The 23,290-nt window shown below is 61.8% G+C and carries 22 protein-coding genes and 1 pseudogene; 10 read left to right on the forward strand and 13 right to left on the reverse strand.

What is annotated here, in order from left to right:
- Positions 1 to 105: 105 nt before the first annotated feature.
- Positions 106 to 552, forward strand: coding sequence for a hypothetical protein (locus AB8Z38_RS35200; protein ID WP_369722124.1), 447 nt, complete (start codon positions 106 to 108; stop codon positions 550 to 552).
- 62 nt (positions 553 to 614) lie between these two features.
- On the opposite strand, the gene ppk2 is transcribed toward AB8Z38_RS35200, so the two are convergent.
- Positions 615 to 1,406: a polyphosphate kinase 2 gene (ppk2, locus tag AB8Z38_RS35205; RefSeq protein ID WP_369722125.1), complete on the reverse strand. Its 792-nt coding sequence runs from the start codon at positions 1,404 to 1,406 to the stop codon at positions 615 to 617.
- Positions 1,407 to 1,444: 38 nt separating this feature from the next.
- Positions 1,445 to 1,897 (reverse strand): hypothetical protein, encoded by a 453-nt coding sequence (locus tag AB8Z38_RS35210; protein ID WP_369722126.1) that lies wholly within the window; start codon positions 1,895 to 1,897, stop codon positions 1,445 to 1,447.
- Between the two features lie 180 nt (positions 1,898 to 2,077).
- Between AB8Z38_RS35210 and AB8Z38_RS35215 the strand changes: the two genes are divergently transcribed.
- The 6 genes and pseudogenes from AB8Z38_RS35215 to AB8Z38_RS35240 all read left to right on the forward strand — a co-directional run bounded on the left by AB8Z38_RS35215 (position 2,078) and on the right by AB8Z38_RS35240 (position 8,200).
- Entirely contained in the window at positions 2,078 to 2,488 is a 411-nt protein-coding gene (locus AB8Z38_RS35215; protein WP_369726685.1) for a hypothetical protein, read from the forward strand.
- Complete coding sequence (locus AB8Z38_RS35220) at positions 2,481 to 3,713, forward strand: HlyD family secretion protein (protein ID WP_369722127.1); 1,233 nt, start codon at positions 2,481 to 2,483, stop codon at positions 3,711 to 3,713. The genes AB8Z38_RS35215 and AB8Z38_RS35220 overlap by 8 nt, the downstream gene beginning before the upstream one ends.
- A gap of 91 nt (positions 3,714 to 3,804) precedes the next feature.
- Positions 3,805 to 5,129 (forward strand): annotated as a pseudogene (locus AB8Z38_RS35225) (TAXI family TRAP transporter solute-binding subunit).
- Positions 5,130 to 5,248: 119 nt separating this feature from the next.
- Positions 5,249 to 6,835: a DUF3300 domain-containing protein gene (locus AB8Z38_RS35230; protein ID WP_369722129.1), complete on the forward strand. Its 1,587-nt coding sequence runs from the start codon at positions 5,249 to 5,251 to the stop codon at positions 6,833 to 6,835.
- Complete coding sequence (locus AB8Z38_RS35235; protein ID WP_369722130.1) at positions 6,832 to 7,749, forward strand: DUF2950 domain-containing protein; 918 nt, start codon at positions 6,832 to 6,834, stop codon at positions 7,747 to 7,749. Before AB8Z38_RS35230 ends, AB8Z38_RS35235 begins: the two co-directional genes overlap by 4 nt.
- Positions 7,733 to 8,200 (forward strand): hypothetical protein, encoded by a 468-nt coding sequence (locus AB8Z38_RS35240; protein ID WP_369722131.1) that lies wholly within the window; start codon positions 7,733 to 7,735, stop codon positions 8,198 to 8,200. The genes AB8Z38_RS35235 and AB8Z38_RS35240 overlap by 17 nt, the downstream gene beginning before the upstream one ends.
- A 360-nt stretch (positions 8,201 to 8,560) precedes the next feature.
- Here AB8Z38_RS35240 and AB8Z38_RS35245 read toward each other — a convergent pair whose 3' ends face one another.
- The 11 genes from AB8Z38_RS35245 to AB8Z38_RS35295 all read right to left on the reverse strand — a co-directional run bounded on the left by AB8Z38_RS35245 (position 8,561) and on the right by AB8Z38_RS35295 (position 20,640).
- Complete coding sequence (locus AB8Z38_RS35245) at positions 8,561 to 10,243, reverse strand: MASE4 domain-containing protein (RefSeq protein WP_369722132.1); 1,683 nt, start codon at positions 10,241 to 10,243, stop codon at positions 8,561 to 8,563.
- Between the two features lie 744 nt (positions 10,244 to 10,987).
- The gene (locus AB8Z38_RS35250; protein ID WP_369722133.1) at positions 10,988 to 11,698 is read right to left on the reverse strand and encodes an SDR family NAD(P)-dependent oxidoreductase; all 711 of its coding nucleotides are present in this window, start codon (positions 11,696 to 11,698) and stop codon (positions 10,988 to 10,990) included.
- Positions 11,699 to 11,756: 58 nt separating this feature from the next.
- A complete protein-coding gene (locus AB8Z38_RS35255; protein WP_369722134.1) occupies positions 11,757 to 12,539 on the reverse strand; it encodes a 3-hydroxybutyrate dehydrogenase in 783 nt (260 codons plus the stop codon).
- A 31-nt stretch (positions 12,540 to 12,570) separates the two neighbouring features.
- On the reverse strand, positions 12,571 to 13,035 hold the full coding sequence (locus AB8Z38_RS35260) for a carboxymuconolactone decarboxylase family protein (protein WP_369722135.1): 465 nt from the start codon (positions 13,033 to 13,035) through the stop codon (positions 12,571 to 12,573).
- 28 nt (positions 13,036 to 13,063) lie between these two features.
- Positions 13,064 to 14,674: an MDR family MFS transporter gene (locus AB8Z38_RS35265; RefSeq protein ID WP_369722136.1), complete on the reverse strand. Its 1,611-nt coding sequence runs from the start codon at positions 14,672 to 14,674 to the stop codon at positions 13,064 to 13,066.
- A 35-nt stretch (positions 14,675 to 14,709) separates the two neighbouring features.
- A complete protein-coding gene (locus AB8Z38_RS35270) occupies positions 14,710 to 15,858 on the reverse strand; it encodes an HlyD family secretion protein (RefSeq protein WP_369722137.1) in 1,149 nt (382 codons plus the stop codon).
- 35 nt (positions 15,859 to 15,893) lie between these two features.
- Positions 15,894 to 17,069, reverse strand: a complete 1,176-nt coding sequence (locus AB8Z38_RS35275) for a DUF3734 domain-containing protein (RefSeq protein ID WP_369722138.1) — start codon at positions 17,067 to 17,069, stop codon at positions 15,894 to 15,896.
- A 31-nt stretch (positions 17,070 to 17,100) separates the two neighbouring features.
- Positions 17,101 to 17,901, reverse strand: a complete 801-nt coding sequence (locus AB8Z38_RS35280; RefSeq protein WP_369726686.1) for an acetoacetate decarboxylase — start codon at positions 17,899 to 17,901, stop codon at positions 17,101 to 17,103.
- A gap of 78 nt (positions 17,902 to 17,979) precedes the next feature.
- Complete coding sequence (locus AB8Z38_RS35285) at positions 17,980 to 19,185, reverse strand: NAD(P)/FAD-dependent oxidoreductase (RefSeq protein ID WP_369722139.1); 1,206 nt, start codon at positions 19,183 to 19,185, stop codon at positions 17,980 to 17,982.
- Positions 19,186 to 19,293: 108 nt separating this feature from the next.
- The gene (locus AB8Z38_RS35290; protein ID WP_369722140.1) at positions 19,294 to 19,590 is read right to left on the reverse strand and encodes a hypothetical protein; all 297 of its coding nucleotides are present in this window, start codon (positions 19,588 to 19,590) and stop codon (positions 19,294 to 19,296) included.
- 99 nt (positions 19,591 to 19,689) lie between these two features.
- Positions 19,690 to 20,640, reverse strand: coding sequence for a helix-turn-helix domain-containing protein (locus AB8Z38_RS35295; RefSeq protein WP_369722142.1), 951 nt, complete (start codon positions 20,638 to 20,640; stop codon positions 19,690 to 19,692).
- A 483-nt stretch (positions 20,641 to 21,123) separates the two neighbouring features.
- On the opposite strand from AB8Z38_RS35295, the gene AB8Z38_RS35300 reads away from it, so the two are divergent.
- The 3 genes from AB8Z38_RS35300 to AB8Z38_RS35310 all read left to right on the forward strand — a co-directional run bounded on the left by AB8Z38_RS35300 (position 21,124) and on the right by AB8Z38_RS35310 (position 23,266).
- Complete coding sequence (locus AB8Z38_RS35300; protein WP_369722143.1) at positions 21,124 to 22,053, forward strand: helix-turn-helix domain-containing protein; 930 nt, start codon at positions 21,124 to 21,126, stop codon at positions 22,051 to 22,053.
- A 248-nt stretch (positions 22,054 to 22,301) separates the two neighbouring features.
- Complete coding sequence (locus AB8Z38_RS35305) at positions 22,302 to 22,847, forward strand: hypothetical protein (RefSeq protein WP_369722144.1); 546 nt, start codon at positions 22,302 to 22,304, stop codon at positions 22,845 to 22,847.
- Complete coding sequence (locus tag AB8Z38_RS35310) at positions 22,847 to 23,266, forward strand: helix-turn-helix domain-containing protein (protein ID WP_369722145.1); 420 nt, start codon at positions 22,847 to 22,849, stop codon at positions 23,264 to 23,266. Before AB8Z38_RS35305 ends, AB8Z38_RS35310 begins: the two co-directional genes overlap by 1 nt.
- Positions 23,267 to 23,290: the final 24 nt, after the last annotated feature.

Below are 23,290 nucleotides of genomic sequence, written 5' to 3' on the forward strand. Positions count from 1 at the left end.
GCTTCGGCGGTCGCAACGCTCCAGCGCCAGGTTCGGGTGCCAGCCGCGTTTCGCGAGGCATCGTCGAAAGCGGATCATTGCACCCATATCGAGGGAGGACATGCCATGCTTCGTTATCTTCTAGCTCTTGTTGCGGCCTTCCTTCTTCTCACCACTACGCTCGTTCCCGATGATGCCTATGCCCGCCGCGGCGGCGGCGGTGGCGGCTATCGCGGAGGTGGAGGGGGCATGCGTGCCGGAGGTTTTCACGGCGGCGCCGTTCACGCCGGGCGGATCCATGGTGGAGGCGGACGCCATTACGCAGGGGGGCCGCGGCCGAGCCATCCGATCGCCGGTCGTCCTGGGCGTCCAGGTTATCCCGTTGCGGGCCGTCCCGGCCGTCCGGTCGCCGGCTATCCCGGAGGGCGGTATGGCTACCGCGGCGCGGCTTACGGTGCTGCTGCCGTCGGTGCGGCCGCCGCGGGAGCCTATGGGTACTACAACAACTCCAACAATGGTTGTTATCAGGACACGTACGGCAATTGGGTCTGCCCCAATCAGTATCCGTATTGAGGGAATGCGCTGCTGGCGGACCTAGGAAGTCCGTCAGCAGCGTCGGTCTGACGATCAACTCGTCAATATCGTTCGGCGACGAAGTTCATCCCACGCAAGCTGGCCTGGTCGTTGTAGCGTCCCTTATCGGAACGCTTCGGCAGTTTGACCTTGTCCTTCCGGATCTGCTTGTGGGGGATGGCCCTTAACAGATGCGCGATACAGTTCAGCCGCGCCCGCCGCTTGTCGTCGGAGCGGATGATGTACCAAGGCGCATCTTTCGTGCTCGTCTTCTTGAGCATCAGGTCGCGCGCCCGCGAATAATCATACCATCGCTTGAAGGATTCGAGGTCCATCGGGCTGAGCTTCCATTGCCGCACCGGATCGTCGATGCGGGCGTTGAAGCGGCGCTCCTGCTCGTCCATCCCGACCTCGAGCCAGATCTTGATCAGGATGATGCCGCCGTCGATGGCGTACTTTTCCATCTGCGGACAGAGCGCGAGAAAACGATCGTGCTCGGCGGGCGAGCAGAAGCCCATGACATATTCCACGCCGGCGCGATTGTACCAGCTGCGGTCGAAGATCACGATCTCGCCGCCGGCCGGAAACTGCTTCATGTAGCGCTGGAAGAAAAGCTGCGTCTTTTCGCGATCCGATGGCGCGGGCAGCGCCACCACCCGGAATACGCGCGGGCTGACCTTTTCGGTGATCGCCTTGATCGTGCCGCCCTTGCCGGCTGCGTCGCGGCCTTCGAACAGGACGATGACCCGAAGCTTGTTTTCCTTCACGTAGTCCTGGAGATGGCAAAGTTCGACCTGGAGCTTTTCGAGCTCCTTTTGGTAATCCTTGCGCTTCATCCGCTCCGCGGCTGCCATGCTTCCCCTTCCGCTGCTTCAACTCGGCCGAACGGTGATCAGTCTCCCCAGGCGATGGTGACCCCTATGTCGCCGGGCACGCCGCCGGGGAAGTCGATGACCTGATAACCGATGCGGTAGCCCCGCGGCTTGAGGTATTCGGTCCAGAGCTCGAAGATCTCCTTTGGGATTCCCGTCAGCGTCTTCTCCCAGCCAGCCTCCATCTGGTTGATGGCGCGGCCCTTGTCCGTGCATACCGTATTCGGGAACCGGTAGACCTGCACTTCCGTCAGGCCATTGCGAACCGCACGCTGGATGATGGTCGAGGCGAGCTTGATCTTCTCGTCCTCCGACTTGCCGGACGGCTTGCTCAGCCGCTCGATCAGGGCGCGTTTCTCGGCTTCGGCCGCGGTGGCGAGGCGAACATATTCCTCGGCCTTTCTGGCCTCCTCGCCTGCGGCTTCCTTGCGGATTTGCGCGGCGTTGGGGATGAGATCATCGATGCCGGGCATGACTGACGAGCTCCTGGCTTGCTGTTGGGGCGGAGTCAGGGCTAGGCTAGGTTTCGCGCCGGCCGGACCTTTGATTCATATCAAGCAATTTCTCACCTGCGCGACGAGGGTAACTAACCGGTGCGCAAACCGCCCTGATCCCTTCTGTGGAGGCGACCATTGAGCGATCAACTTCATCCGATGGCCCCGCATCACTTGCCCTTCTATCTCGCCCCAGGAAGCGGCGTCGACACGCTGATGGTGGTGATGGCTATCTTCCTGATCGGCACCGTGCTTTGGGTTGGTACGCTTTACTGGAAGCTGCACAGCCTGCCCGAGCGGATGGCCCACAAATCGCAGAAGCTGCAGTTCGAGTTCGTGGCGGTGCTGGGTATCATCTCGCTGTTCACGCACATGCACATTTTCTGGGTGGCAGGCCTCCTGCTCGCGATGATCGACCTGCCGGATTTTGGAACGCCGCTGCGCAGCATCGCCGGCTCGGTTGAAAGGATCGCTGACGCCGCGCCAAGCGAGGGTCGGGAGCCCGAACTATCTAGCTTGCCGCCGGTCGAGAAGCCGATCGCCAAGGAGAAGGAGCATAGCCATGTTTGAGCTCATGTTCTGCTCTCTTCTGACAATCCTGCCGGACTACCTCTACCGCCGCTATGCGCAGGGCAAGCGGTTCGGCAAGGAGATCACGTTCTTTTCCGTCTGGTACGAACTGCGATGGGGCATCACGGGGTGCCTGATGCTCACGGTATCGCTGATCACCATGATCTTCTACTTTCATCCATCAACGGATTCGGCCACGCTGTACTTTCGCACGGTGCCGATCCTGCCCGAAGGTTCGGGACGCGTCGCGGAAGTCAATGTCGGCTACAGCGAAGCGGTGAAGAAAGGCGATGTGCTGTTCAGGCTGGACAGCTCGAAGCAGAAGGCTGCTTTGGAGACAGCCACGCGCAAGATCGCCGAGGTCGACGCCGCAATGACAAGCGCGGAAAACGACGTCGTCAAGGCCGAAGCTCAGATTCAGGAAGCCAAAGCCAGCCTTCAGCAGGCCCAGGACGAACTCGACGTCAAGACGGAGTTGCAGCGCCGCAACCCCGGTATCGTCCCGCAACGCGACATCGAGAAATTACAGGTCATGGTCAACCAGCGGCAGGCTGGGGTGGACGCGGCCACCGCGTCCAAGACATCGGCCACGTTGCGGCTATCAACGCTGTTGCCGGCCGAAAAGGCGAGCGCCCAGGCAGCACTGGCCGAAGCGCAGGTCGATCTGGACAAGACCGTCGTTCGCGCCGGTGTCGACGGCCGCGTGGAGCAATTCCTGGTCCGCACTGGTGACGTCGTCAATCAGCTGATGCGGCCGGCAGGCGTGCTGGTTCCTGAGGGCGCCGGCCGGCGCGTCTTGCAAGCTGGTTTTGGTCAGATTGAGGCACAGGTGATGAAGGTCGGCATGGTTGCGGAAGCAACCTGCATCTCGAAGCCGTGGGTGATCATTCCCATGGTCGTCACCAACGTTCAGGATTACATCGCGGCCGGGCAGTTCCGAAGTGGCGAGCAATTGATCGAGGCGCAGAATGTCGGGCGACCCGGCACGATCCTGGCGTTTCTGGAGCCGCTCTACAAGGGCGGCCTTGAAGGCGTGACCCCGGGCAGCAGCTGCATCGTCAATGCCTATACCAGCAATCACGAAGAGATCTCGGCCAAAGAGACCGGTACGGGCCGGGCAATTGCCTTGCATGTCGTCGACGGTGTCGGCCTCGTGCACGCCATGCTGTTGCGAATTCAGGCCCTGCTGCTGCCGATCAAGACGCTGGTGCTGAGCGGGCACTGACCGGCTTCGATGTTGTTTGATTGATGTCAAAAGATCCGGCCGCCAGCTGAGCCCGTCCGGCATTGACCTCTTGATCCACCGTGGGCACCGCATGGCCACAGAGAGAATGCCGATCTGGCTCCGGTTCGTCATCGTCGCCGGTGCGCTCGCGCTGGCCGTCGGCGCCGGTCTGTTTGGCTATCATTGGTATTTCCGTCCGACGACACTGACCATTGCGGTCGGATCGCTGGATGGCGAGGCGCCGCGCCTGATATCAGGGCTCGCGAGCCGGCTTGTGGCAGTGAATGCGCCCATACGGCTCAAATCGGTGGAAACCACCAATGCGGTCGATGCGGCCGACCTGTTCGCATCGAACAAGGTCGATCTGGCCGTCGTGCGCGGCGACGTCGGCGATCTCTCGCAGGCCCAGGCCGTCGTGGTCCTTGCCCACGCCGTCGTCCTGCTGGTTGCACCGCCGGGCTCCGCCATCACCGATATCGCTGGCTTGAAGCGCGCCAGCGTTGGTGTGGTCGGTGGCGACATCAATCGCAATCTCGTCGCTGTTCTCACCAGGGAATACGATCTCAGCCGCGCCAATGTGAGCTTTCGCAATCTCGCGCCAGCGGATACCCGGCGTGCACTCGAAGCCAAGGAGGTGCGGGCAATCCTGGTCGCCGTCCCGCTGGCCGAAAAATATCTGACCCTGCTGCGAGGCCTTTTCCCGCAGAACGCCAAGACCGCGCCAACCCTCATTCCGATCGAGGCGGCCGGCGCCGTCGCGGAGAAGCAGCGCGCCTATGAAAGCTTCGACGTCCCGAAGGGCACGTTGCGGGGCTCGCCTCCAGTCCCGGATGATGATCTGACCACCCTGCGTGTTTCCTTCTATGTGGTCGCGAGGAAGCAGCTCAGTGACGACGTCGCTGGCGCCTTGGCGGAAGCGTTGATGAAGGCGCGTCGGGATCTACTCGGGGAGTTGCCGGTCTTGTCGCAAATGACCGCGCCAAGCACGGATTCGGATGCCTTCCTGCCCGTGCATCCCGGCGCCGCCGCGTTCTTCAATGGCACGCAGCAGAGCTTTCTCGACAAATGGGGGAACGCCATCTTCATCACTCCAATGATCATCGGTGGCTTGATTTCCGTCGCCGCTGCAGCCTGGAAATTTCTCAGGGCCGGGGAGCTCTCCAAGGATGAGCGCGGCCTGGATGCCCTCTACGCACTTGGGGCTCGGATACGCATGACGGAGGCGGGTCCGAATTGTCCGACATCGAGACTGAAATCGATCGCGTTCTTCAGGCGCAGCGTGCCAGGACGGCGGCGGGAGATGAAAACGCGCTCGATGTCACGACGCTGAATGTTGCCGCGCACCGCCTGCAGAGCTTGATCCACGATCGCCGCATCCTGCTGTCAGCGCAACCAGAGCGCAAGATCAGGGTCTAGGCGGCCGACAATCGGATCGGCTCTAAGAAGCTGCGTTCCAAGCGAGGATCCTTGATCTTGATCAAAGTCGAGGGACGGCTTGCGCCATTGGCTTTGGCTGTTGGGCAATGGAGAACGGCATGTTGCAATGCAGGAAGCTCCTCTTGGCGTTCGTGATCATGATTGCGGGTCCGGCGCTTGCAGCGGCGCAAACAACGGATAGCAAGCCGCCTCCCGCTGAGCAAACCCTGCTCAAGCCCGAGCAGCTCGAAGCGCTCGTGGCGCCAATCGCGCTCTATCCTGACGAACTGCTCGCCAACGTGCTGGCGGCGTCCACCTATCCTTTGGAAGTTGTGCAAGCCGATCGGTGGCTGAAAGAGCACAAGACTCTGAAGGGTGATGCCTTGAAGACAGAAGTGGAGAAGCAGTCGTGGGATGACAGCATCAAGGCACTGGCCTCCACCCCCGAGGTGTTGACCATGATGAGTGACAAGCTCGACTGGACCAAGGCGCTCGGCGATGCGGTGCTGGCGCAGCAGCCCGACGTGATGGATGCGGTCCAGCGGCTGCGGACCAAGGCCTATGACAACAAGAAGCTGGTCACCACTAGCCAGCAGAAGGTCAGCGTCCAGACCCAGGAAAGCAGGCAGGTGATCGTGATCGAGCCGGCCGTGCCCGACACGATGTACGTGCCATACTACGAGCCGGCGACTGTTTACGGCGCGTGGCCCTACGCCGAGTATCCGCCGTATTACTTCGGGTATCCCTCCTACATCGGTGCAGGCGTGGTCGCGGCGGGCCTTGCGTTCGGTACCGCCTGGGCCATCGGCCGCTGGGGCAAATATTGGGGCGGCGGCTGTAACTGGGGCAACCGCAACGTCTATATCAATCACCGGACGACGAATATCGGAAATGGCTGGCAGCACAATCCGTCGCATCGCCAGGGGGTGCGGTACAACAACGCCAACGTTCAGCAGCGCTTCGGAAACAGCAACATCAAGGCTGGTGCCGCGGATCGGATGGATTTCCGTGGCCGCGACGGACAGCAGGTCTTGAAGCCGGGGCAGGATCGGCCCGGTGGCGCAGATCGCGCTGGGGACCGAGGTGGCGACCGTCAAGGCGCCGGGGATCGTGCGAAAGGTGGCGGCGATCGCGCGGTCAAGGCGGGTGGTGCCAAGAATGCAGGTGCGAAGAACGCAGGTGCCAAGAACGCCGGGAATAAGGGCGGCGGTGCCAAGGCCGCGAACCGAGGTGGCGGCAGCCCTCGCGGCGGGAGTGCGCTGAACGTATCGTCTGGCCGCTCGGCGGCCGCGGCATCGGCCCGCGGTCACGCCAGCATGGCGAGCATGGGACCGCGGGGCGGCGGTGGAGGCGCGAGCTTTGCCGGTCGTGGCGGCGGCAGTGGTGGATTCCATGGTGGCGGCGGCGGCGGCCGCGGCGGCGGCGGAGGTGGCGGGCGCCGCTCGGACATCGCACTGAAGCACGATGTCGTTTTGCTCGGCCATCTCGCCAGCGGCCTTGGTTACTACCGCTTCAGCTATATCGGTAGCGATCGGGCCTATGTCGGCGTGATTGCGCAGGAAGTCGAAGTCGTGACGCCGGAAGCCGTCACGCGCGGAGCCGACGGTTATCTCCGGGTCTATTACCAAAAGATCGGGCTGAAATTCCGTACCTATCGCGACTGGCTCGAGAGCGGCGCGCGGATTCCTGCTAAGGTGACGCCATGATCAGTTCGAAGGCGCTTCATCGTGCGGCGTTGCCGGCTATCATGGCGCTGGCGCTCATCAGTTCACCATCCCGCGCGCAGCAGTCTTATCCGAGACCAGAGGATGCAGCAGCGGCGCTCGCTGCCGCCATCAAAAGCGGGCCGGACCGGGCCATCTTGAAAGTGCTCGGCAGCGCCGCCGCGGACATCGTCTCGTCCGGCGATGAAGTCGATGACATCGACATCCGCCAACGCTTCACCTCGATGTACGAGACCAAGCATTCGATCAAGGCGGAGGGCAACAAGAACGCAACGCTGATGCTGGGCCCGGACGACTTCCCGTTCCCGATCCCGCTCGTCAACACCAAGTCCGGCTGGGAGTTCGATACCGCCGAAGGCCGCATCGAAGTGCTGTATCGCCGCATCGGCCGCAACGAACTCGACGCGATCCAGACCAGTCTCGCCTTTGTGGATGCCGAGAACGAATACGCCGACAAGGATCGCGGCGAGGGGGCCGGCGTGTACGCACAGCGCATCGTCAGCAGTGCCGGCAAGAAGGATGGGCTGTTTTGGCGCGACGACAACGACCCGAGCCCGCTCGGTGCATTGGCGGCGCAGGCTTCGGCTGAGGGCTACAAGGCCGAGGAGGGTCCGGCGCCCTTTCACGGCTACTATTTCCGCATCCTAAAGGGACAGGGGTCAAACGCGCCAGGCGGCGCACTCAACTATGTCGTCAAGGGCAAGATGATCGGCGGTTTCGCGCTGATCGCCTGGCCTGCCGAGTACGGCAATTCCGGCGTGATGACCTTCCTAGTCAACCATGCGGGCGTCGTCTACCAGAAGGATCTCGGACCTCGAGCCGAGGCCCTCGCTACCCGCGTCACCGCCTTTGATCCGGACCAAACCTGGAAGAAGGTCGATGTTGCAAAACCCTGAACGACGGACCGAGCTGTTGGGCCATTTCCTTTGTCGTCTTGCAGCCGTTATGCTGCTCGCACTCCTTGTCCCCGCGACGCCCTCTTTTGCGCAGGCCTCGGGTCAGGTCCGCGTCAAGATCGTCAAGGCGGGGCTGCTGGTGGGCGGCGGCGCCGGGAATGGCGTACTGACTTATCGCGGCCGCAATTACCCGTTTCGCGTCAGTGGATTGAGCTTGGGCGTTACTGTCGGCGCCACGGTCAGTCGACTCAAGGGCTGGGCTTCGGGCATTCGTGAGATCAGCGACTTCACGGGCATGTACAGCTCGGTCGGCGGCGGGGCTGCCATGATCGGTGGCATCAACGGCGTCCACTTGCGCAACGACAAAGGTGTTACGATGGTGCTGCAGGGTCCAAAAGCCGGGCTCGAGTTCGCCGCCAACCTCAGCCAGATCATGATCTCCCTAAGGTGAGCGTGTATCCCTCGGCGCACCAAATATCGAGGCTTCTTGGACGTGCTGGTCTCGCGCTTGGGCTGGTCGTCCAAGGCGGAATCGAGACCTCACATGCAGGACCGCTGACGCCATTTCGGTACGAGGGGCAGGCGCAACGCCACTGCCCCGATGACGAAGTGGTCTGGCTCGATTTCCGCGTGGGCCGGTACTATTCTCGAAAGCAAAAGCGCTACGGCTCTGGCCTTGAGGGCAGCTACGTTTGCCGGAAAGAGGCCAAAGCAAGTGGCTTTAGCCGGTCGTTGCTGGGGCTGCGGTAGAGTATTGCGATTGGGGTGAAACGCGGAACAGAATCGTGATGGTGTCAAACCGTTATTGCGCCTAAGACTGCGCGGAGACAGGCATTTCCAGCTCGAAAACGGAGCCCTTGACGTTCGATTTGACCAGCCTCAGCTTTCCTCCACACCTTGCGGCCAAGTTGGAGGAGATAGCCAGCCCCAACCCCATACCCTCTTGTTTCGTCGTGAAGAACGGGTCGAAGATGCGCTGTTGATGCTGCGGTGAGACGCCGGCGCCCGAATCTTCGACGGACAAATGGACCGTCGTGCCGCCATCAAGGCCGGTTCTTATGCGTAGCCTTCGCTGGTCGGCGGGGACAGAGTTCATTGCGTCAATCGCGTTTTTGCAGAGGTTCAAGACGATCTGCTGAAGCTCGGTGCCGTCCATGGCGACTGGAGGAATGTTGCCCTGAAACTCCGTAGCTAGCGATACCCTATTGGCCAGGAGATCGTGCTTCAACAGTCTCAGCGCAAGCTCTGCGACATCCTCGACGTTTGTCGAAGCGCCGCTGTGCGCCGTTTTGATTGTCATCTCGCGAATGCTCGATATGATGACAGCCGCCCGATTGGCGTCGGCTTCGATGTCACAAAGGATGTTCTCGAGGTCCTCCAGTTCAGGGAAGGCAGCTTGCAGGTAACTCAGGCCTGTCGAAGCATTGAGCGAGATGGCGCCCAGGGGCGATCTCAGCTCGTGTGCGATCGCCCCAGTGACCGCGTCAATGCTGAGAAGCCGGTTCGCTCGTTCGCGACGCTGCAGAGCGATGACGCTGGCGAGACGAGAATATAGAAACATTGTTTCGATGAGCAAGACGGTCAGCAACATGCAGCTGCCGATCAGAACAAACCCGCGTGCTGCATACCAACCGATGGTGAATCGAACTGAGCTGCCGATGATCGCCACTAGGAAATTGGGCAAGTAGGCGAGCAAAGTGACCATCAGCCAGAGGTCAAGAATGGTGCGCATGCGCACAAACAGGAGGGTGAGAGCAGTCATGTTCCATAGCAAAAGTATCAGGTTGACCTGATTGCCGAGAGCAGTCTGATGCCTGACGTCGCTCAGGTAGAAACTAGGGAGATATTCGGCTTTCTCCGTCACGATCCACGTCAGTCCTGCTAACGCGATGGCGATACAGCCGATCGTAATTGCGATCGCCACTATTGCAGGTCGGCCTGGTCTGCCGGCCCTGGAATGATCCTTCGTGAACCCGTAGACCAGGATCGCTGCGGGAAAGGCTGTGTGCCAAAGCACATAAAGCCAAGCAGGACTATCCAGTCCATCCCCAATGACACCTGCGGGAGCGTACCCATTCGGAAAGGCGAGCGTCTGCAAGAACGCAAACGATCCGCTGGAAACGTATCCACTGGCGAGGGCGAGAAGCGCCCGCTGAGGTTGGATCGCAAATTGAGCAAACAGCAGGGCTGCCGTGATGAGCTCGGCCAGGGCCAATGCGGTCTGCAATACTGGAACGAAGCCGTTGATCTGGCCCAATTGGATCCGGGCGAACGGCGCGATGAGCGCTGCAACGACAAGGAGCAAGACGGCTACACCCACCGCCCAGGCCTTTTGGCGAGGGGTTGCGGGCATGTTTGCGATGACCAATGGGAATTCTTGCTCATCGTCTTGAGCCTCGGCGGCCGCGTTGGCCGATTGCTGGCCCGCTTGCGCAATGTCCGGCCCTGATGCTGGCGCACCGCCGACAAGTCCCACGAACTGGCGCTGCCTCATGCCGCCTCCCAAAAAGGGTACCGCGAGATCCATCTTACCCGTCAAAGCGCCCTCAGTGAAGCGCCTGATAGGGCGGTGGATATACTCGAGGGGAATAGCGCAGTTCACGCCTTGCGAATGGTGTGCTTCCGATCGACGCGCTCTGCATACCGGCCCGAGAATTATCTCGGACTTCACCCTCACCGGGCCTCCCCGCGTTCATCTAGCGTCAAAACGATCGCGTTTGGAAGGCCATCAAGGCGCTGCTATCTTGGCAACGCAACGAAGCGCTACATCGTGCGACGAATGCCCGTTTTCGCCGGACAAGGCCTGGGATGCGATCAGTAAGTCGTTGACTATTCTCAACTTGCAGCTGACTCTTAATCAGCGGGTCCCAGGTTCGAGCCCTGGTGCGCCCACCAAACAAATCAAGACCTTAGCGAGAGAAACCGTTTGAGAAGCTGACTTTTCAAACGGTTGTTATGAACACCGACCCGCCAGCACACTAGGATGCTGTGGACAACATCCCGTAGTTTGCGTCTCAAGTTCGGACGTCGATCATCTGTACGACAGCTGACGTGCCGCATGAGCTCGTGCTCGCTAGAACCTCTCGCGACGATCAGGCTACAGCCACGCGCAAACAGTGTTGACCGGATCGCAAACGACCCGGCGACGACGGGAGACTGCAGCAGTTTCGCCGCGCACTGCCCTTGACTTGGTTCAAGCCCAACCCAGTCGGGATCGCCGCGATGCGCTGCGCCCGACCTAATGTCCGGCACTCTGTCCGCCGTCGACGTGCAGGATCTCGCCAGTGGTGAAGGCGGCGCCTTCGAGGTACAGCACCGCATCGATGACATCGCGCACCTCTCCCATCCGCCCGACCGGATGCAATTTGGCCAGGAAGTCGTACATATGGGGTTCATGCATCGGCGTCTTGATCGCGCCCGGCGCCACGGCGTTAACGCGGATTCCCTTGCTCGCATATTCGATCGCGAGCGATTTGGTTGCCGCGTTCAAACCGCCCTTAGTGAGGGCGGCCAGCGCCGACGGCACGCTACTGACCGCATGCTCATCGAGGCTGGTCGTGATCTGGACGATATGCCCGGACCCCCGCTTCAGCATTGCCCTGGCTGCGCGCCGGGTAATATGAAAGAAACCATCGAGATTGATGCCCAGCATGCTGGCATAATCTTCGTCCGTATATTCGGTGAATGGCTTGGCGATGAAAATGCCGACGTTGTTGACGAGGGTGTCTACGCGGCCGAAGCGCTCAAGCGCCTGTGACACAATGCGTTCTGCGGTCTCTGAATCCCTGATGTCGCCGGCAATCGCCAGGATATCGGGATCAGAGGACGGCCTAATCGAGCGGGAGTTCGCGACAACGCAAAAATTGCGATCCCGATACGCCCCGACCAGGGCTTCGCCGATACCCTGCGACGCGCCGGTGATGATAGCGACTTTCTGCTGTGCACCCATGATGAGACCTCCATGTTCTCTGTTGAAGCGGCGGGCAGCGCCCGCGGTGCTTGCTTCGTTACTGCGCTGTCCAGCCGCCATCGACCGAGATTGTCGTGCCGGTGATCTGGTCTGCCGCTGGCGAACAGAGGAAGGCCACGGTGCCGCCAAGCTGCGAGGGAGAGACAAAATCCAGAGACGGCTGTTTCTCAGCCAGAAGCTCCTTAGCGGCTTCCTTCTGATTTTTGCCTCTTTGCGCAGCGATGTCGCTGATCTGCTTTTCGACCAAAGGGGTCCTCACCCAACCCGGACAGACCGCGTTGCAAGTGACGCCACTGCCGGCGGTCTCCAGGCCGACCACCTTTGTCAGACCGACCAAACCGTGCTTGGCGGCGACGTAAGCGGCCTTATGAGTTGAGGCGACGAGGCCGTGGGTCGATGCGATGTTGACGATCCGGCCCCAATGCTGCTCTTTCATCCGAGGCAGCGCAGCGGCAATCGCGTGGAACGCAGCCGACAGATTGATCTCGAGGATCGCGTTCCACTTGGCAATTGGAAACTCCTCTACAGGAGCTGTGAACTGGATACCCGCGTTGTTCACCAAGATGTCCAGACGTCCGAATTTCTCGACCGTCGCGGCAATTAACCCGCGGACGGCATCTGACTTTGACATATCGGCGCCGTCGTATGCAACGCGGTGGCCGTGTTCACGTTCGATGCCACTGCGGATCGTCTCGATCTCGCCGGCGTCGCCAAAGCCGTTCAGCACCAGGTCGGCGCCGAGCCTTGCCAGCTCTTTTGCGATGCCGAGTCCGATGCCGCTGGTCGACCCGGTGACGATTGCTACTTTTCCCTTCAACATGGGGCTTCCCTTCTAGGTTTGTGACAAGCAATCAGGCGGCCGTGGCTGCCTTGGCCTTGACCGGCGGGACGGCGCGGAAGGCGATTGCGAGCCTGTTCCACGCGTTGATGGTTCCGATCAGCATCGTCAGGTTCACCGCCTCGGCTTCGGAGAAGTGCTTGCGAAGCTCGTCATAAGCGTCATCGGGCGCGTGGGTCTTGGAGATGAGCGTCACCGTCTCGGTCCAGGCCAGCGCGGCACGTTCGCGATCGGTGTAGAGTGGCGCCTCGCGCCAGGCGTTCAGGAGATAGAGCCGCTGCTCGGTTTCGCCGCGCTTGCGCGCATCCTGCGTGTGCATGTTGATGCAGAAGGCGCAGCCGTTGATCTGCGAGGCGCGGGTCCTGACCAGCTCGATCAGGGATTGCTCGAGCCCGGAGGACTGGATCTGGTTCTCTAGGTCGGAAAGTGCCTTGATGCTCTCAGGTGCAGCTTGGAAGAAGTTCAAACGGGGCTTCATGGTCGTTCTCCTCTTGGGTTGACGATGACTAGTGTGCGCCGCCGGCGCCGAGACGGTCCGGTTTCGTCAGCATGAGCGCTGCGGCCAGGGCGACGATCTGCGAGATGCCGAGCAGATAGAAGGTGTCGCTGAAGCCGAGGATGAAGGCCTGCTTCTGGATGATCTTGCCAATCGCGACATAGGCGTGGTGGAGGGCATCGAGGCGATCGATCACGCCATGGCTCATGAAATATTGGGTGAGCTGGTCGAGGCGAGTGCGTGTGGCCTGCTCGAACATCGATACCGACTGCATCAGGACGTTGGAATGGTACTGCTCGCGCTTCGTCAGCAGCGTCTGCAGCGCAGCAATTCCGATCGCGCCGCCGAGATTGCGCATCATGTTGAACAGGGCCGATGCCGATCCGGCGTTCTCCTGCTCAATTCCACTGGTGGCGACCGCCGAGAGCGGCGCAAAGACGAGGGCTTGACCAAGCGCGCGGATCACGTTCGGCCAGAAAAGCTGATCGGCCGCATAATCGTTGGTCATGTAGATGTTTAGAAAATTAGAGCCACCAAACAGCACAAAGCCGATGCCGATCACGAGGCGCGGATCCAACCGCTGCATCAGGCGAGGTACCAGCGGGATCAGGACGAGCTGCGGCAGGCCGGTCCATGCCAGCACCAGGCCGATCTGCTCGGAGTTGTAGCCTTGGATGCGGGATAGGTAGACCGGCAGGATATAGACGGAGCCATATAGCGATACGCCGAGCAAAAAGTTCGCGAGCACGCCGAAACCAAAATTGCGACGGAACAGAATTCGCAAGTTGAGCAGCGGCGTTCTTGCGGCTAGTTCGATGGCGAGGAACAGCGTCAACGAAACCGCGGCGACGATGGCCAGCCGAACGATGAAGGGGGAGCCGAACCAGTCATCCTTGTTGCCTTCTTCCAAAACAGTCTGGAGTGCGGCGAGCCCGATCGCCATGGTGACGATGCCGGCCCAGTCGCCTTGCGCGAGCTGCGACAGCTTCATGGGCGCCGCTTCCAGCGAGAAGAACAGCATGGTGATCATGACAGCGCCGGGTGCGATGTTGACATAGAACACGTACTCCCAGCCGAAGTTCTCGGTGAGATAGCCGCCGATGGTCGGGCCGATCGCCGGCGCGAACGTCGCGGAGATCGCGAACATCGCGAGCCCGATCGGCTGCTTCGCCTTCGGCAGGAGCGTTATAATGAGTGTGAATGCCATGGGGATCAGCACGCCGCCGGTGAAGCCCTGCACCGCGCGCAGCACGATCATCTGAGGCAGGTTCTGCGCGAGCGCGCACGCCGCCGAGAACACCAGGAACAGGAAGGCGTTGGTGAGGAGATAGGTGCGGACCGAGAACACCTGCGCCAGCCAGCCGCTCAGGGGGATCACCACGATCTCGGCAACCAGATAGGAGGTCGAAATCCAGCCGCCATCATCGATGCCTGCGCCGATCCCGCCCTGGATGTCGGCAAGCGAGGCGTTGACGATCTGGATGTTTAGCACCGCCATGAAGGCGCCCAGGGTGGCCCCGATCACCGCGAGCCACGTCTTTGCTGAGACGGCAGGAGCCGCAACGCGCAAATGGCTCTGACCGGCGGGAACGGCATCAAGGGTAGATTGAAGTATCGTCATGGCGGTCTCCTCGCGACCGGGGAGGGAAATGTTGCTCAGGTGCGGGGTTCGGCCCGACGAGCGGCAAGCCTCTTCTTGGCGTCACGCTCGGCGACGGCTTCCGACTTGGTGTTGACGGTCGGCTCCGCCGACATTCCGGGACGCAGGAGGCCGTTGAGGTGCTGGTCGTCGAGCACGATCTTCACGGGCACGCGCTGTACGATCTTGGTGAAATTGCCGGTGGCGTTGTCCGGCGGCAGCAGTGCAAACTCGAGGCCGCTCGCCGGCGCTAGGCTGTCAACATGACCTTTCAGCCTGGCCGCGTGGAAGCTGTCGATCCGCAGCTCGACGGGCTGGCCGTTACGCACGTTAGTGAGCTGGGTCTCCTTGAAATTGGCGACCACATAGACCTGGTCGAGCGGTACGACCGCCATCAGCTGCGTTCCGGCCTGCACATACTGGCCGACGCGGAGCGATCGCGCGCCGACGGTGCCGTCGACCGGCGCCGTAATCCGCGTGTAAGAGAGGTTCAAGGCAGCCTGCTGTTCGACGGCGCGCGCGCGGTCGAGCTGTGCGGCTGCCTGAGCGCGCTGGGTGGAGAGAACCTCGATCTTCTTGTTCGCGGCGAGCAATCCCGCTTTGCCCTGTTGAAGCTGCGCGATCTGGGAGCGCAACGCCGCGTCGGTCTGCTGGGCCCGTTGAATCGTTCCCGAGCCCGATCTCATGAGATCGTCGTAGCGGGCGCGCTCCTGCTGCGCGAACTTCAGAGTTGCTTCGGTCGCATCGACCTCGGCCGCTTGCTGCTGAATGAGAGGCCGCTGCAGCTCGATCTGGGCGTTGAGGTTGGTTACCGCGGCCTCGGAGGCCGCTACGTCGGCCTTGGCCTGGTTCAGCGCGGCCTTGAAGTCGCGGTCGTCAATCCGCGCCAGGAGCTGACCGGCCTTCACCGGTTCGTTGTCTTTGACCTGCACCTCGGCAATGTAGCCCGAGACCTTCGGAGCGATGATGGTGGAGTCCGCTTTGACATAGGCATCATCAGTCGTCTCCAGGTAGCGGCCGGTGGTGAGATAGTAGTGGCTGAAGTCGGCGGCTCCAGCGACGCCGAGGGCTGCGGCGAACGCCAGCGCCGCCCGCCGGATCGCCTGTCGCGATGGAGACAGATAGGTCTTGGCGTTCTCTTCAGGGGCATAGGACAGCGTTGACATGGCTTGCTCCGGGGTCTGCAGGGGGCGATCAAATCTCAATCGCGGCGATGGACGTCATGCGTGACGATGCCGAGATCGGGATCCGGCGGGTCCAGGCGACCAGGGTCGGCGAGCGTGCGGCGGATGTCGTCCAGTCCACTCTGCCAATGCGCGCGCATTGCGCTCAGCCCGAACTCGTAGTCCTTTGACTGGCCCTCGTAGATCTTGGATTGATAGATCAGGTGGACGATGTTGTAGGAGCGGTGGCGGGCCATGTCCGCGATGGCGCGGATTTCCGGGTCCTGCCTTGCTCTTTCGGGCAACTCCTGGATCGTCCGCTGCAATGCCTGACGCATCTTCTGCATGCGTAGCGCCTGGTCCGTGATGGCGCGTGTGCGGCTCGAATATTGGATGTCCTTCTGCCGGCTCGACACCTCCATCATGTCATGGGGAACGCGACCCTTGGCCGACCAGAGATCGACCTGGAAGGTCAGCGTGTCGCGCGGCTCGCTGGAGAGCACGCGTGAAAGCGGGGTGTTCCAGACGACGCCGCCATCCCAATAGTGTTCTCCGTCGATCTCGACGGCAGGGAAGCCCGGCGGCAAAGCGCCGGACGCCATGAAATGCTTCGGCCCCAGTCTGCGTTCGGTCGTGTCAAAGTAGGTCAGGTTACCGGTACGGACGTTGACCGCGCCGACGCTGACGCGCACCCCGCCCGAGTTCAACCGGTCGAAATCGACGAGTCTTTCAAGCGTTCGCTGCAGTGGCGCGGTGTCGTAGAAGCTGGTCGCCGAATCGCCCGAGAAGGGCGACAAAAATGGCGACGGGAAGCGAGGCTTGAAGAAGCCGGGCTGCCCTTGGAACAAGGCTCGCATCGCGGCAAACGTGTTGTGTAGCGACCGAAGATCGAACGCGAACGGCAAGGCATCAGCGAGCCCTTCGCCGGCGGGCCATCCCGCCGGGGCTGCACAGATGGTTTCCCAAAACTCGCGCAGCCGTTCGACCCGCTTGGCTTCGGGCGAGCCGGCGATAATGGCGGCGTTGAGCGCCCCGATCGAAATGCCGGCCAGCCAGTTCGGCCGGATCCCGGCCTCGTGCAGGCCCTCATAGACACCAGCCTGATAGGCTCCCAGAGCCCCGCCGCCCTGCAGCACCAGCGCGACGACGTCGTAGGGCAACGGCCTGGATTGCTCCGGCACAGGACTGATTTGCTCGCGCATGACCTTCAGCATTTTCCAAACTCCCGATGTTGTGGCCGTTCGATCAACCGGCGTTCGCTTCGATGAGGACTTCGGACCTCGATCCGCGTCGTTGCGCGGCTGCGCCCGGCGACAGGTAGTCGTGGACCACGGTGCCGAGGCCGAGGGTCAGATCGGCGACCAGGTGTTTGGCCGAGAGCACCTGAAGGACGGGCAGCTCGGCGACCGGAGCCAGGGCATGCGAGTACAGGTCCAGCGCAACCGGCCCGGTCCATGCGCCCTTTACGGTGATATCTTCGAGGTGGTAGCGGACCAGCTCGCAGATGCGCGCCGAGCCGTCGACGTGCGGGATGATCTTGAGCAGGAAGTTGGGTGCGGTGAGCTTCCTTGCCTCGACCTCGATGTCGAGGGCGCGATGCTTGTAACCCATGGTACCCGTCGCGATGCGAACCGAGCCGTAGTTCAGGGTGCCGACCAGCGTATCGATCTCGACCGCGAGCTTCGGTTGCGCCAGCTTCTTGGGAAAGCCCCACAGCTCGCGGCCGCCCGCGATTGGCGGATGATCGTTGAGAAACATCTGATGGGTAAAGCTGCCGGCCTGCCCCTGGTAGGAGACCGGGATGACCTGGCCGCTTTCGGTGTAGTCGCCGAAGCCGGTCGAGTCCGGCATGCGGATGAACTCGTAGTTCACCACCGGTTCAGTCAGCTCGAGCGGTGCCGGCACGATCCGGCGCAGCGCCTCGGGATCCGTCCGGTACTGGATGATGAAGTACTCACGGTTGATGAAGCGGTAGGGGGCCGGTGGAAAGGCCGGATTTGTCAGCGGCATGGCGAACGCTGTCGCGCGCACGGACTCGTGTTTCATCTTGGTCGGCTCCAAATGAAGGAAGGTGATCGGGCCGCGCTGATGCGTCTATTGGCGCGGCCCGTAGATGTGCGGCATCTACACTTCGCCAACGCGCTCCGGGTCGGCCGAGGCGAGCGCGGCGGCACGCTCGGCCCGCGGCGGATAGATCCACACCGTGTTGATCTGCTGCTTGGTCCTCTTCGCCTCGTCGCCGACGAGCTCGAGCTTTCGATGCCAGCCGCGCGTGAAGATTGCACCGGCTTCGCCGAGATCGAGACAGGTGGCATAGGCCTTTTGGTGATAGGAGTTGGTCGGAACGCCCAAGAGCTCGGCGGCCGCATTGTGGCCGGCGAAGGCGCCCATCCGCGTAGCGTGCTGGCAGGACATCAAGGCGTAATTGCCAAGATCGTCGCATGCTGCCTTGGCGGCATCGCCGGTGGCAAAGACGCCGGCGACTCCCGGCACGCGCAAGTCCCGGTCGACAAGCAGCCGACCCAGGTTGTCACGCTCGGCGGGGATTTGCGTGGTCGATGGTGCAGCCCGCATACCCGCGGCCCAGATCACGGTCTCGGCGTCGATGTGTTCGCCGGTGGAAAGCGTGATGCCGGACTTGTCGAGTGCCTCGACGCCGGCCCCGAGCCGGGTCTCCACGCCGAGCTTGCGCAGTGCTTCCTCGATAACGGGACGGGGCCCGGACCCCATATCAGGAGCAATCGCAGGGTTGCGGTCGACGATGACGACGCGCGGCTTTGCGTCCTTGCCGAGGATCGCGCGAAGCCGCGCAGGAATCTCCGTAGCTACCTCGATCCCGGTGAAGCCACCGCCGGCAACGACGACAGTGTCGCGTCCGTTCCTGGCCGGCCGGCGAACGAGATTGTGTAGATGCCGATCGAGCGCAATCGCGTCATCGAGCTTGTCGACGCTGAAGGCGTGTTCGGCGAGACCGGGAATGTTCGGACGGAACAGTCGGCTGCCGGTGGCCAAGACAAGTCGATCGTAGGAGAGGCGCTTCTTCGTGCCGTCGCCCGCCTCGATATCCACTGCGCGCGATCGGGTGTCGATCGTCTCGGCGCTGCCCTGCACGTAGACAACGTCGATGGCCTTGAGGACGTCCTGGAGAGGCGCTGTCAGGGTCTCGGGCTTGTGTTCATAGAGCCGCGGGCGAACGACCAGCGTCGGCTCCGGTGCAACCAGCGCAATCTCGAGGTCTTCGGGCGAAGCGCCCTGAATGTCGCGCAGGCGAGCGGCGGAAAGTGCGGCGTACATGCCGGCGAAGCCGGCGCCGATGATGACTAGTCGCATGTGGTCTACTCCTCTGGTTGATGTTCGAGCATAGGCGCGTTGTCGCCGCCGCTCCTGTTGCGGTTTCGTGGTCGATGGCGCGAAAACGTGAAAACGAGAATGTTAGGTCTAAGGGGAGGCGCAGCTCTGCATCGACGCGGCTCGCAGCGGCCAGCGTCGGCGGAAGAGAATCGGCTCGGCGGCATTCGGACCTCCCCAGTTGACGTAGGGAAGCTGCGCGTCGTCGTTGGCCATGAAGGTCATCCCAGAGTTTATTCTCTGCAGCGACTGCGTTGGAATTTCCACTTCCTCTCCCGTTGCGGAGGTGAAGCGGACCGCCAACGACAGTCCGTAAACGATTGTGCTTGCAATGAGCCGGCGGCGCGGTGCGATTGAAAAGAGGCTGACGAAGGTCTTCGAGGTCATCATTCGTCTCCATCTCTTGAGTGTTGGTAGGTTGGTGATTTAGTGGAAGTGAGCTTCAATTGCGCCAGAGCGATTGCGGCCCTTGTAGAGCGATTGCCACTACCGCATGCGCCGCCGCCAATCGCTCGGCGTTTCTCCGGTCAGTCGCCTGAACGCTGCCGCGAAGGCGGCCTGAGAGGCATAACCAAGCTCCGCCGCTACCATGGCGATCGATGCTTCGGTCCCTCGCAGCATGTTCATCGCCTGTTCGAGCCGGTGCTGACGCAGCCAGGCGTGAGGTGAAAGACCGGTGCTCTCCTTGAAGGATCGGCAGAAATGGAAACGCGACAAGCCCGCGTCCGCGGCGAGCGCCGATAGCGACACGTCCGCATCAATATCGGAGCGCAAGCGCTCGATGGCGCGACGCAGGACGGTTGGTGACAGGCCGCCTGTGACCGGCTGGAAAGTGGTTGGTGCGTCCACGTGCGCAGCGAGCAGGCGCGTGGCCAAGAGCTCTGTGAGCTGGTGCCTGAACAAGGCGTCGAGCGCCGCGTTCTCCTCCATGGCATCCGCCGCACTCATAAGCAGACGGGACGTGATGATGTCGGAATGAGCGGTTCGCTCCAGGAGAGTGCCGGCGCTCGCTTGGTCCGCTTCACCTGCAATCCGCTCCAGTGTCGTGTGCGGCAGATAGAGCTGCACCACGTCAACCACTCCGGGGATGTCCCATCGTGCGCTTGAGCCGGCCGGGATGATCGTCACCACGCCGGAACGCGCAGTACCAATGGCAACTGATTTCCCGGTGCGCTGCTCCAGTCGCTGCATCCCCGTGGGATAGGTCATGATGACGTGGTCAGCCATCGGCTGGACCACATCGTGCAAGGCGCCATGCTTCCAATGGGCGATTGCGCCATTGGATGGGTCAGACGCCATACGGAGCGGCGCGGTTTTGAGGACGCGCGCCATTTCCATATCGGCGGGACGCCGGTCAGTGGCTGACATGTCGCTCTGGTGGGCGCCGGGTGCAGACAGCAAAGCCTGCAATGGATCGTGCGAGATTGAGTTGCTCATGGCGTGTGCTCGCGTTGGGGACCAAGACTCGCGCTGCTCGGCGTAACTAGCGGGCTGGTGCGAAGCGGAGGCTTCCTGGCTGCCCTTGATTGCGCGTGAGCGCCGCGAACTTTCGCTGCGCGTTCTAGGCGCGGAGAACTACGGAGGCTTTCCTAAACCCGCTGGGCTTTGCCTATTCCTGCTCAAAGTCGCTGCGGGCGCTGGACGGGTCCGAAATCGGCCATCGAAACGGGCCACTCCCAATGTTCACAAATGCACGATGGACCGATCAGGGCTGGCGGAGCGGGGGACCCGGGAAAGACGATAACACATTGTAATTGCTTAGAAAATTTATGGTCGGGGTTTGGTCGAGCCGAGGTCGACGCCGCTACTTCTTACCTTTAGGTCTGGACGGTCGCTTGCCGAGGCCCGACAATGCAGTGCGAACCTCGCGCGGGCGCAGCAATGGGCCGCCGAGCCGAATTTCACTGATAAGTGCAACAGATGATGCAGACGGGCGTCTACGGACAGAGGCTCGGGCGACCCTTGTTTCTGAAGGAGGCGCCTTCTCTGATCACGCGCTCGCTGCGCAGCGCCGAACTCGCGGTCACCGAAACCCGGAATGATGATCCGGTGTGCGATCTTTCGGGCCCCTTTCCCTCCGAGGATGCCTACCTCGTCAGTCTCAAGCTTCGCGACTACCCCGACTGCGAATGTTGGGAACGGGGCAGGTGCGTCATCAAGACGGATGTCCGCGCCGGCGCGACGTATCTTTATGATCTCAAGCGCGATCCTCGCTTCGTGATCGACAAGCCGTTCCACTCCACCTTCTTCTATCTGCCACGCTCCGCGCTGGACGACATGGCCAAACAGGCTGGGGCGCCGCGCATCGGAGAACTCACCTATCAGCCCGGTATCGGACATGACGATCCGGTCGTCAGCCATCTGGGTGCGTCGCTCCTGGCGGCGCTGCATCGTCAGGAAGAAACCAATCAGCTCTTCGTCGATCACATGATGCTCGCGTTCACCGCGCACATTGCGCGGGCCTATGGCGGCCTGCAGCGCATCACCAAATCGGCGAGCGGCGGTCTTGCACCATGGCAAGTGAAACGAGCCTGCGAAAGGCTGGACTCCGATCTGGGCGGAAAGCTTTCCTTGCAACAAATCGCGGCTGAATTCGATCTCTCGGTCAGTCATTTTTCGCGCGCGTTTCGGATCTCGACCGGTCTGCCGCCGCACCAGTGGTTGCTCCAGCAGCGACTGAAGGCGGCCAAGCAGTTGATGACGGTCCGCGCGTTGCCGCTGGCGGAGATCGCGCTATCGGCCGGGTTTGCTAATCAAAGCCATTTCACGCGAGTTTTCTCGGCCGTGGTCGGTGTCAGCCCAGGCGCGTGGCGCCGCGAAACGCAAGGCGCCGCGAGACGCGAAACGTAATCCAGGCACGTCAGGACGGTGCCGGGGAGTGCGCGTCGGCGTCTTCACAAGCGCTCGATGGAACCGCTCGAGGCCCTTGGGATCGAGCGGAGCTCTTTGCCGGACGATCCAGATCATCTTGAAAATGCTCTTGAAATAGCTTTGCGAAAACTGCTTTGGGGGCCGCGGGAGCGACTACTCGCTCCGCCGGCCGACCTAGACGGTCGAGCCCGATCTCCGGTAGTAAATTGCCACTTGCAAGGCGAACATTGCCGGCTCCGGCTGTCACCGTTGAGATCGACCCTATGGCACAAGCAAGCACCTTCGGGCAGAGGGTCGGCCAGTACTTGCATCTCAGGGATGCGCCACCCTCGCTGATCACCCGTTCGATGCGCGGCGTCGACCTTGCGGTCACCGAAACGCAGAATGACAACCCCGTGCCGGGCCTTTCCGGCTCGCTGGCTGACGAGGCTTATCTCGTCAGCCTGAAACTTCAGGACTACGCGGAATGTGAGCTCTGGGCGCACGGCAAGTGCGTTACGAAGGCCGATGTCAAAGCCGGTACCACTTGGCTGTATGACCTCCGGCACGACCCGCGCTATATCATCGACAAGCCGTACCATTCCCTGCAGTTCTATCTTCCGCGCTCGGCGCTCGACGGCATCGCCGATCGTCCCGCGCGTCGCGCGTTGGCGACCTCGCGTGCCAATTCGGCTTCGGCCATGACGATGGGATCATGCGTCACATCGGCGCCTCGCTGCTGGAAGGGCTGCGTCGGCCGGAGGAGCCTAACCAACTGTTCATCGATCACATGATGCTCGCATTCACCGCGCACATTGCGCGGGCCTATGGCGGACTGCAGCGCATCAACAAATCGGCGAGCGGCGGTCTTGCCCCGTGGCAGGTGAAGCGCGCTTGTGAAAAGCTCGACTCCGATCTGGGCGGCAAACATTCGTTGCAACAAATCGCGGCTGAATTCGACCTGTCGGTCAGCCATTTTTCGCGCGCATTTCAGATCTCCACCGGGCTGCCGCCGCATCAATGGCTGCTGCGTCAGCGACTGAAAGCGGCCAAACAGTTGATGACCGTCCGTGACCTGCCGCTCGCAGAGATCGCGCTATCTGCCGGGTTTGCCAATCAAAGCCACTTTACACGGGTGTTTTCGGCTGCGGTTGGCGTCAGCCCAGGCGTATGGCGCCGGGAAACAGAAGGTGCTCGGGAGGGGGAGACATAGTTCGGGACGATGTCGGGCAAATTT

Origin of the sequence: Bradyrhizobium sp. LLZ17, from assembly GCF_041200145.1 — a bacterium.
Lineage (GTDB): Bacteria > Pseudomonadota > Alphaproteobacteria > Rhizobiales > Xanthobacteraceae > Bradyrhizobium.

Bases quoted from the DNA above. Each gene is read 5' to 3' on its own strand.
- AB8Z38_RS35200 (WP_369722124.1), top strand. From the start codon at position 106: ATGCTTCGTTATCTTCTAGCTCTTGTTGCGGCCTTCCTTCTTCTCACC.
- ppk2 (WP_369722125.1), bottom strand. From the start codon at position 1,406: ATGGCAGCCGCGGAGCGGATGAAGCGCAAGGATTACCAAAAGGAGCTC.
- AB8Z38_RS35210 (WP_369722126.1), bottom strand. From the start codon at position 1,897: ATGCCCGGCATCGATGATCTCATCCCCAACGCCGCGCAAATCCGCAAG.
- AB8Z38_RS35215 (WP_369726685.1), top strand. From the start codon at position 2,078: ATGGCCCCGCATCACTTGCCCTTCTATCTCGCCCCAGGAAGCGGCGTC.
- AB8Z38_RS35220 (WP_369722127.1), top strand. From the start codon at position 2,481: ATGTTTGAGCTCATGTTCTGCTCTCTTCTGACAATCCTGCCGGACTAC.
- AB8Z38_RS35230 (WP_369722129.1), top strand. From the start codon at position 5,249: ATGTTGCAATGCAGGAAGCTCCTCTTGGCGTTCGTGATCATGATTGCG.
- AB8Z38_RS35235 (WP_369722130.1), top strand. From the start codon at position 6,832: ATGATCAGTTCGAAGGCGCTTCATCGTGCGGCGTTGCCGGCTATCATG.
- AB8Z38_RS35240 (WP_369722131.1), top strand. From the start codon at position 7,733: ATGTTGCAAAACCCTGAACGACGGACCGAGCTGTTGGGCCATTTCCTT.
- AB8Z38_RS35245 (WP_369722132.1), bottom strand. From the start codon at position 10,243: ATGAGGCAGCGCCAGTTCGTGGGACTTGTCGGCGGTGCGCCAGCATCA.
- AB8Z38_RS35250 (WP_369722133.1), bottom strand. From the start codon at position 11,698: ATGGGTGCACAGCAGAAAGTCGCTATCATCACCGGCGCGTCGCAGGGT.
- AB8Z38_RS35255 (WP_369722134.1), bottom strand. From the start codon at position 12,539: ATGTTGAAGGGAAAAGTAGCAATCGTCACCGGGTCGACCAGCGGCATC.
- AB8Z38_RS35260 (WP_369722135.1), bottom strand. From the start codon at position 13,035: ATGAAGCCCCGTTTGAACTTCTTCCAAGCTGCACCTGAGAGCATCAAG.
- AB8Z38_RS35265 (WP_369722136.1), bottom strand. From the start codon at position 14,674: ATGACGATACTTCAATCTACCCTTGATGCCGTTCCCGCCGGTCAGAGC.
- AB8Z38_RS35270 (WP_369722137.1), bottom strand. From the start codon at position 15,858: ATGTCAACGCTGTCCTATGCCCCTGAAGAGAACGCCAAGACCTATCTG.
- AB8Z38_RS35275 (WP_369722138.1), bottom strand. From the start codon at position 17,069: ATGCTGAAGGTCATGCGCGAGCAAATCAGTCCTGTGCCGGAGCAATCC.
- AB8Z38_RS35280 (WP_369726686.1), bottom strand. From the start codon at position 17,901: ATGAAACACGAGTCCGTGCGCGCGACAGCGTTCGCCATGCCGCTGACA.
- AB8Z38_RS35285 (WP_369722139.1), bottom strand. From the start codon at position 19,185: ATGCGACTAGTCATCATCGGCGCCGGCTTCGCCGGCATGTACGCCGCA.
- AB8Z38_RS35290 (WP_369722140.1), bottom strand. From the start codon at position 19,590: ATGACCTCGAAGACCTTCGTCAGCCTCTTTTCAATCGCACCGCGCCGC.
- AB8Z38_RS35295 (WP_369722142.1), bottom strand. From the start codon at position 20,640: ATGAGCAACTCAATCTCGCACGATCCATTGCAGGCTTTGCTGTCTGCA.
- AB8Z38_RS35300 (WP_369722143.1), top strand. From the start codon at position 21,124: ATGATGCAGACGGGCGTCTACGGACAGAGGCTCGGGCGACCCTTGTTT.
- AB8Z38_RS35310 (WP_369722145.1), top strand. From the start codon at position 22,847: ATGCTCGCATTCACCGCGCACATTGCGCGGGCCTATGGCGGACTGCAG.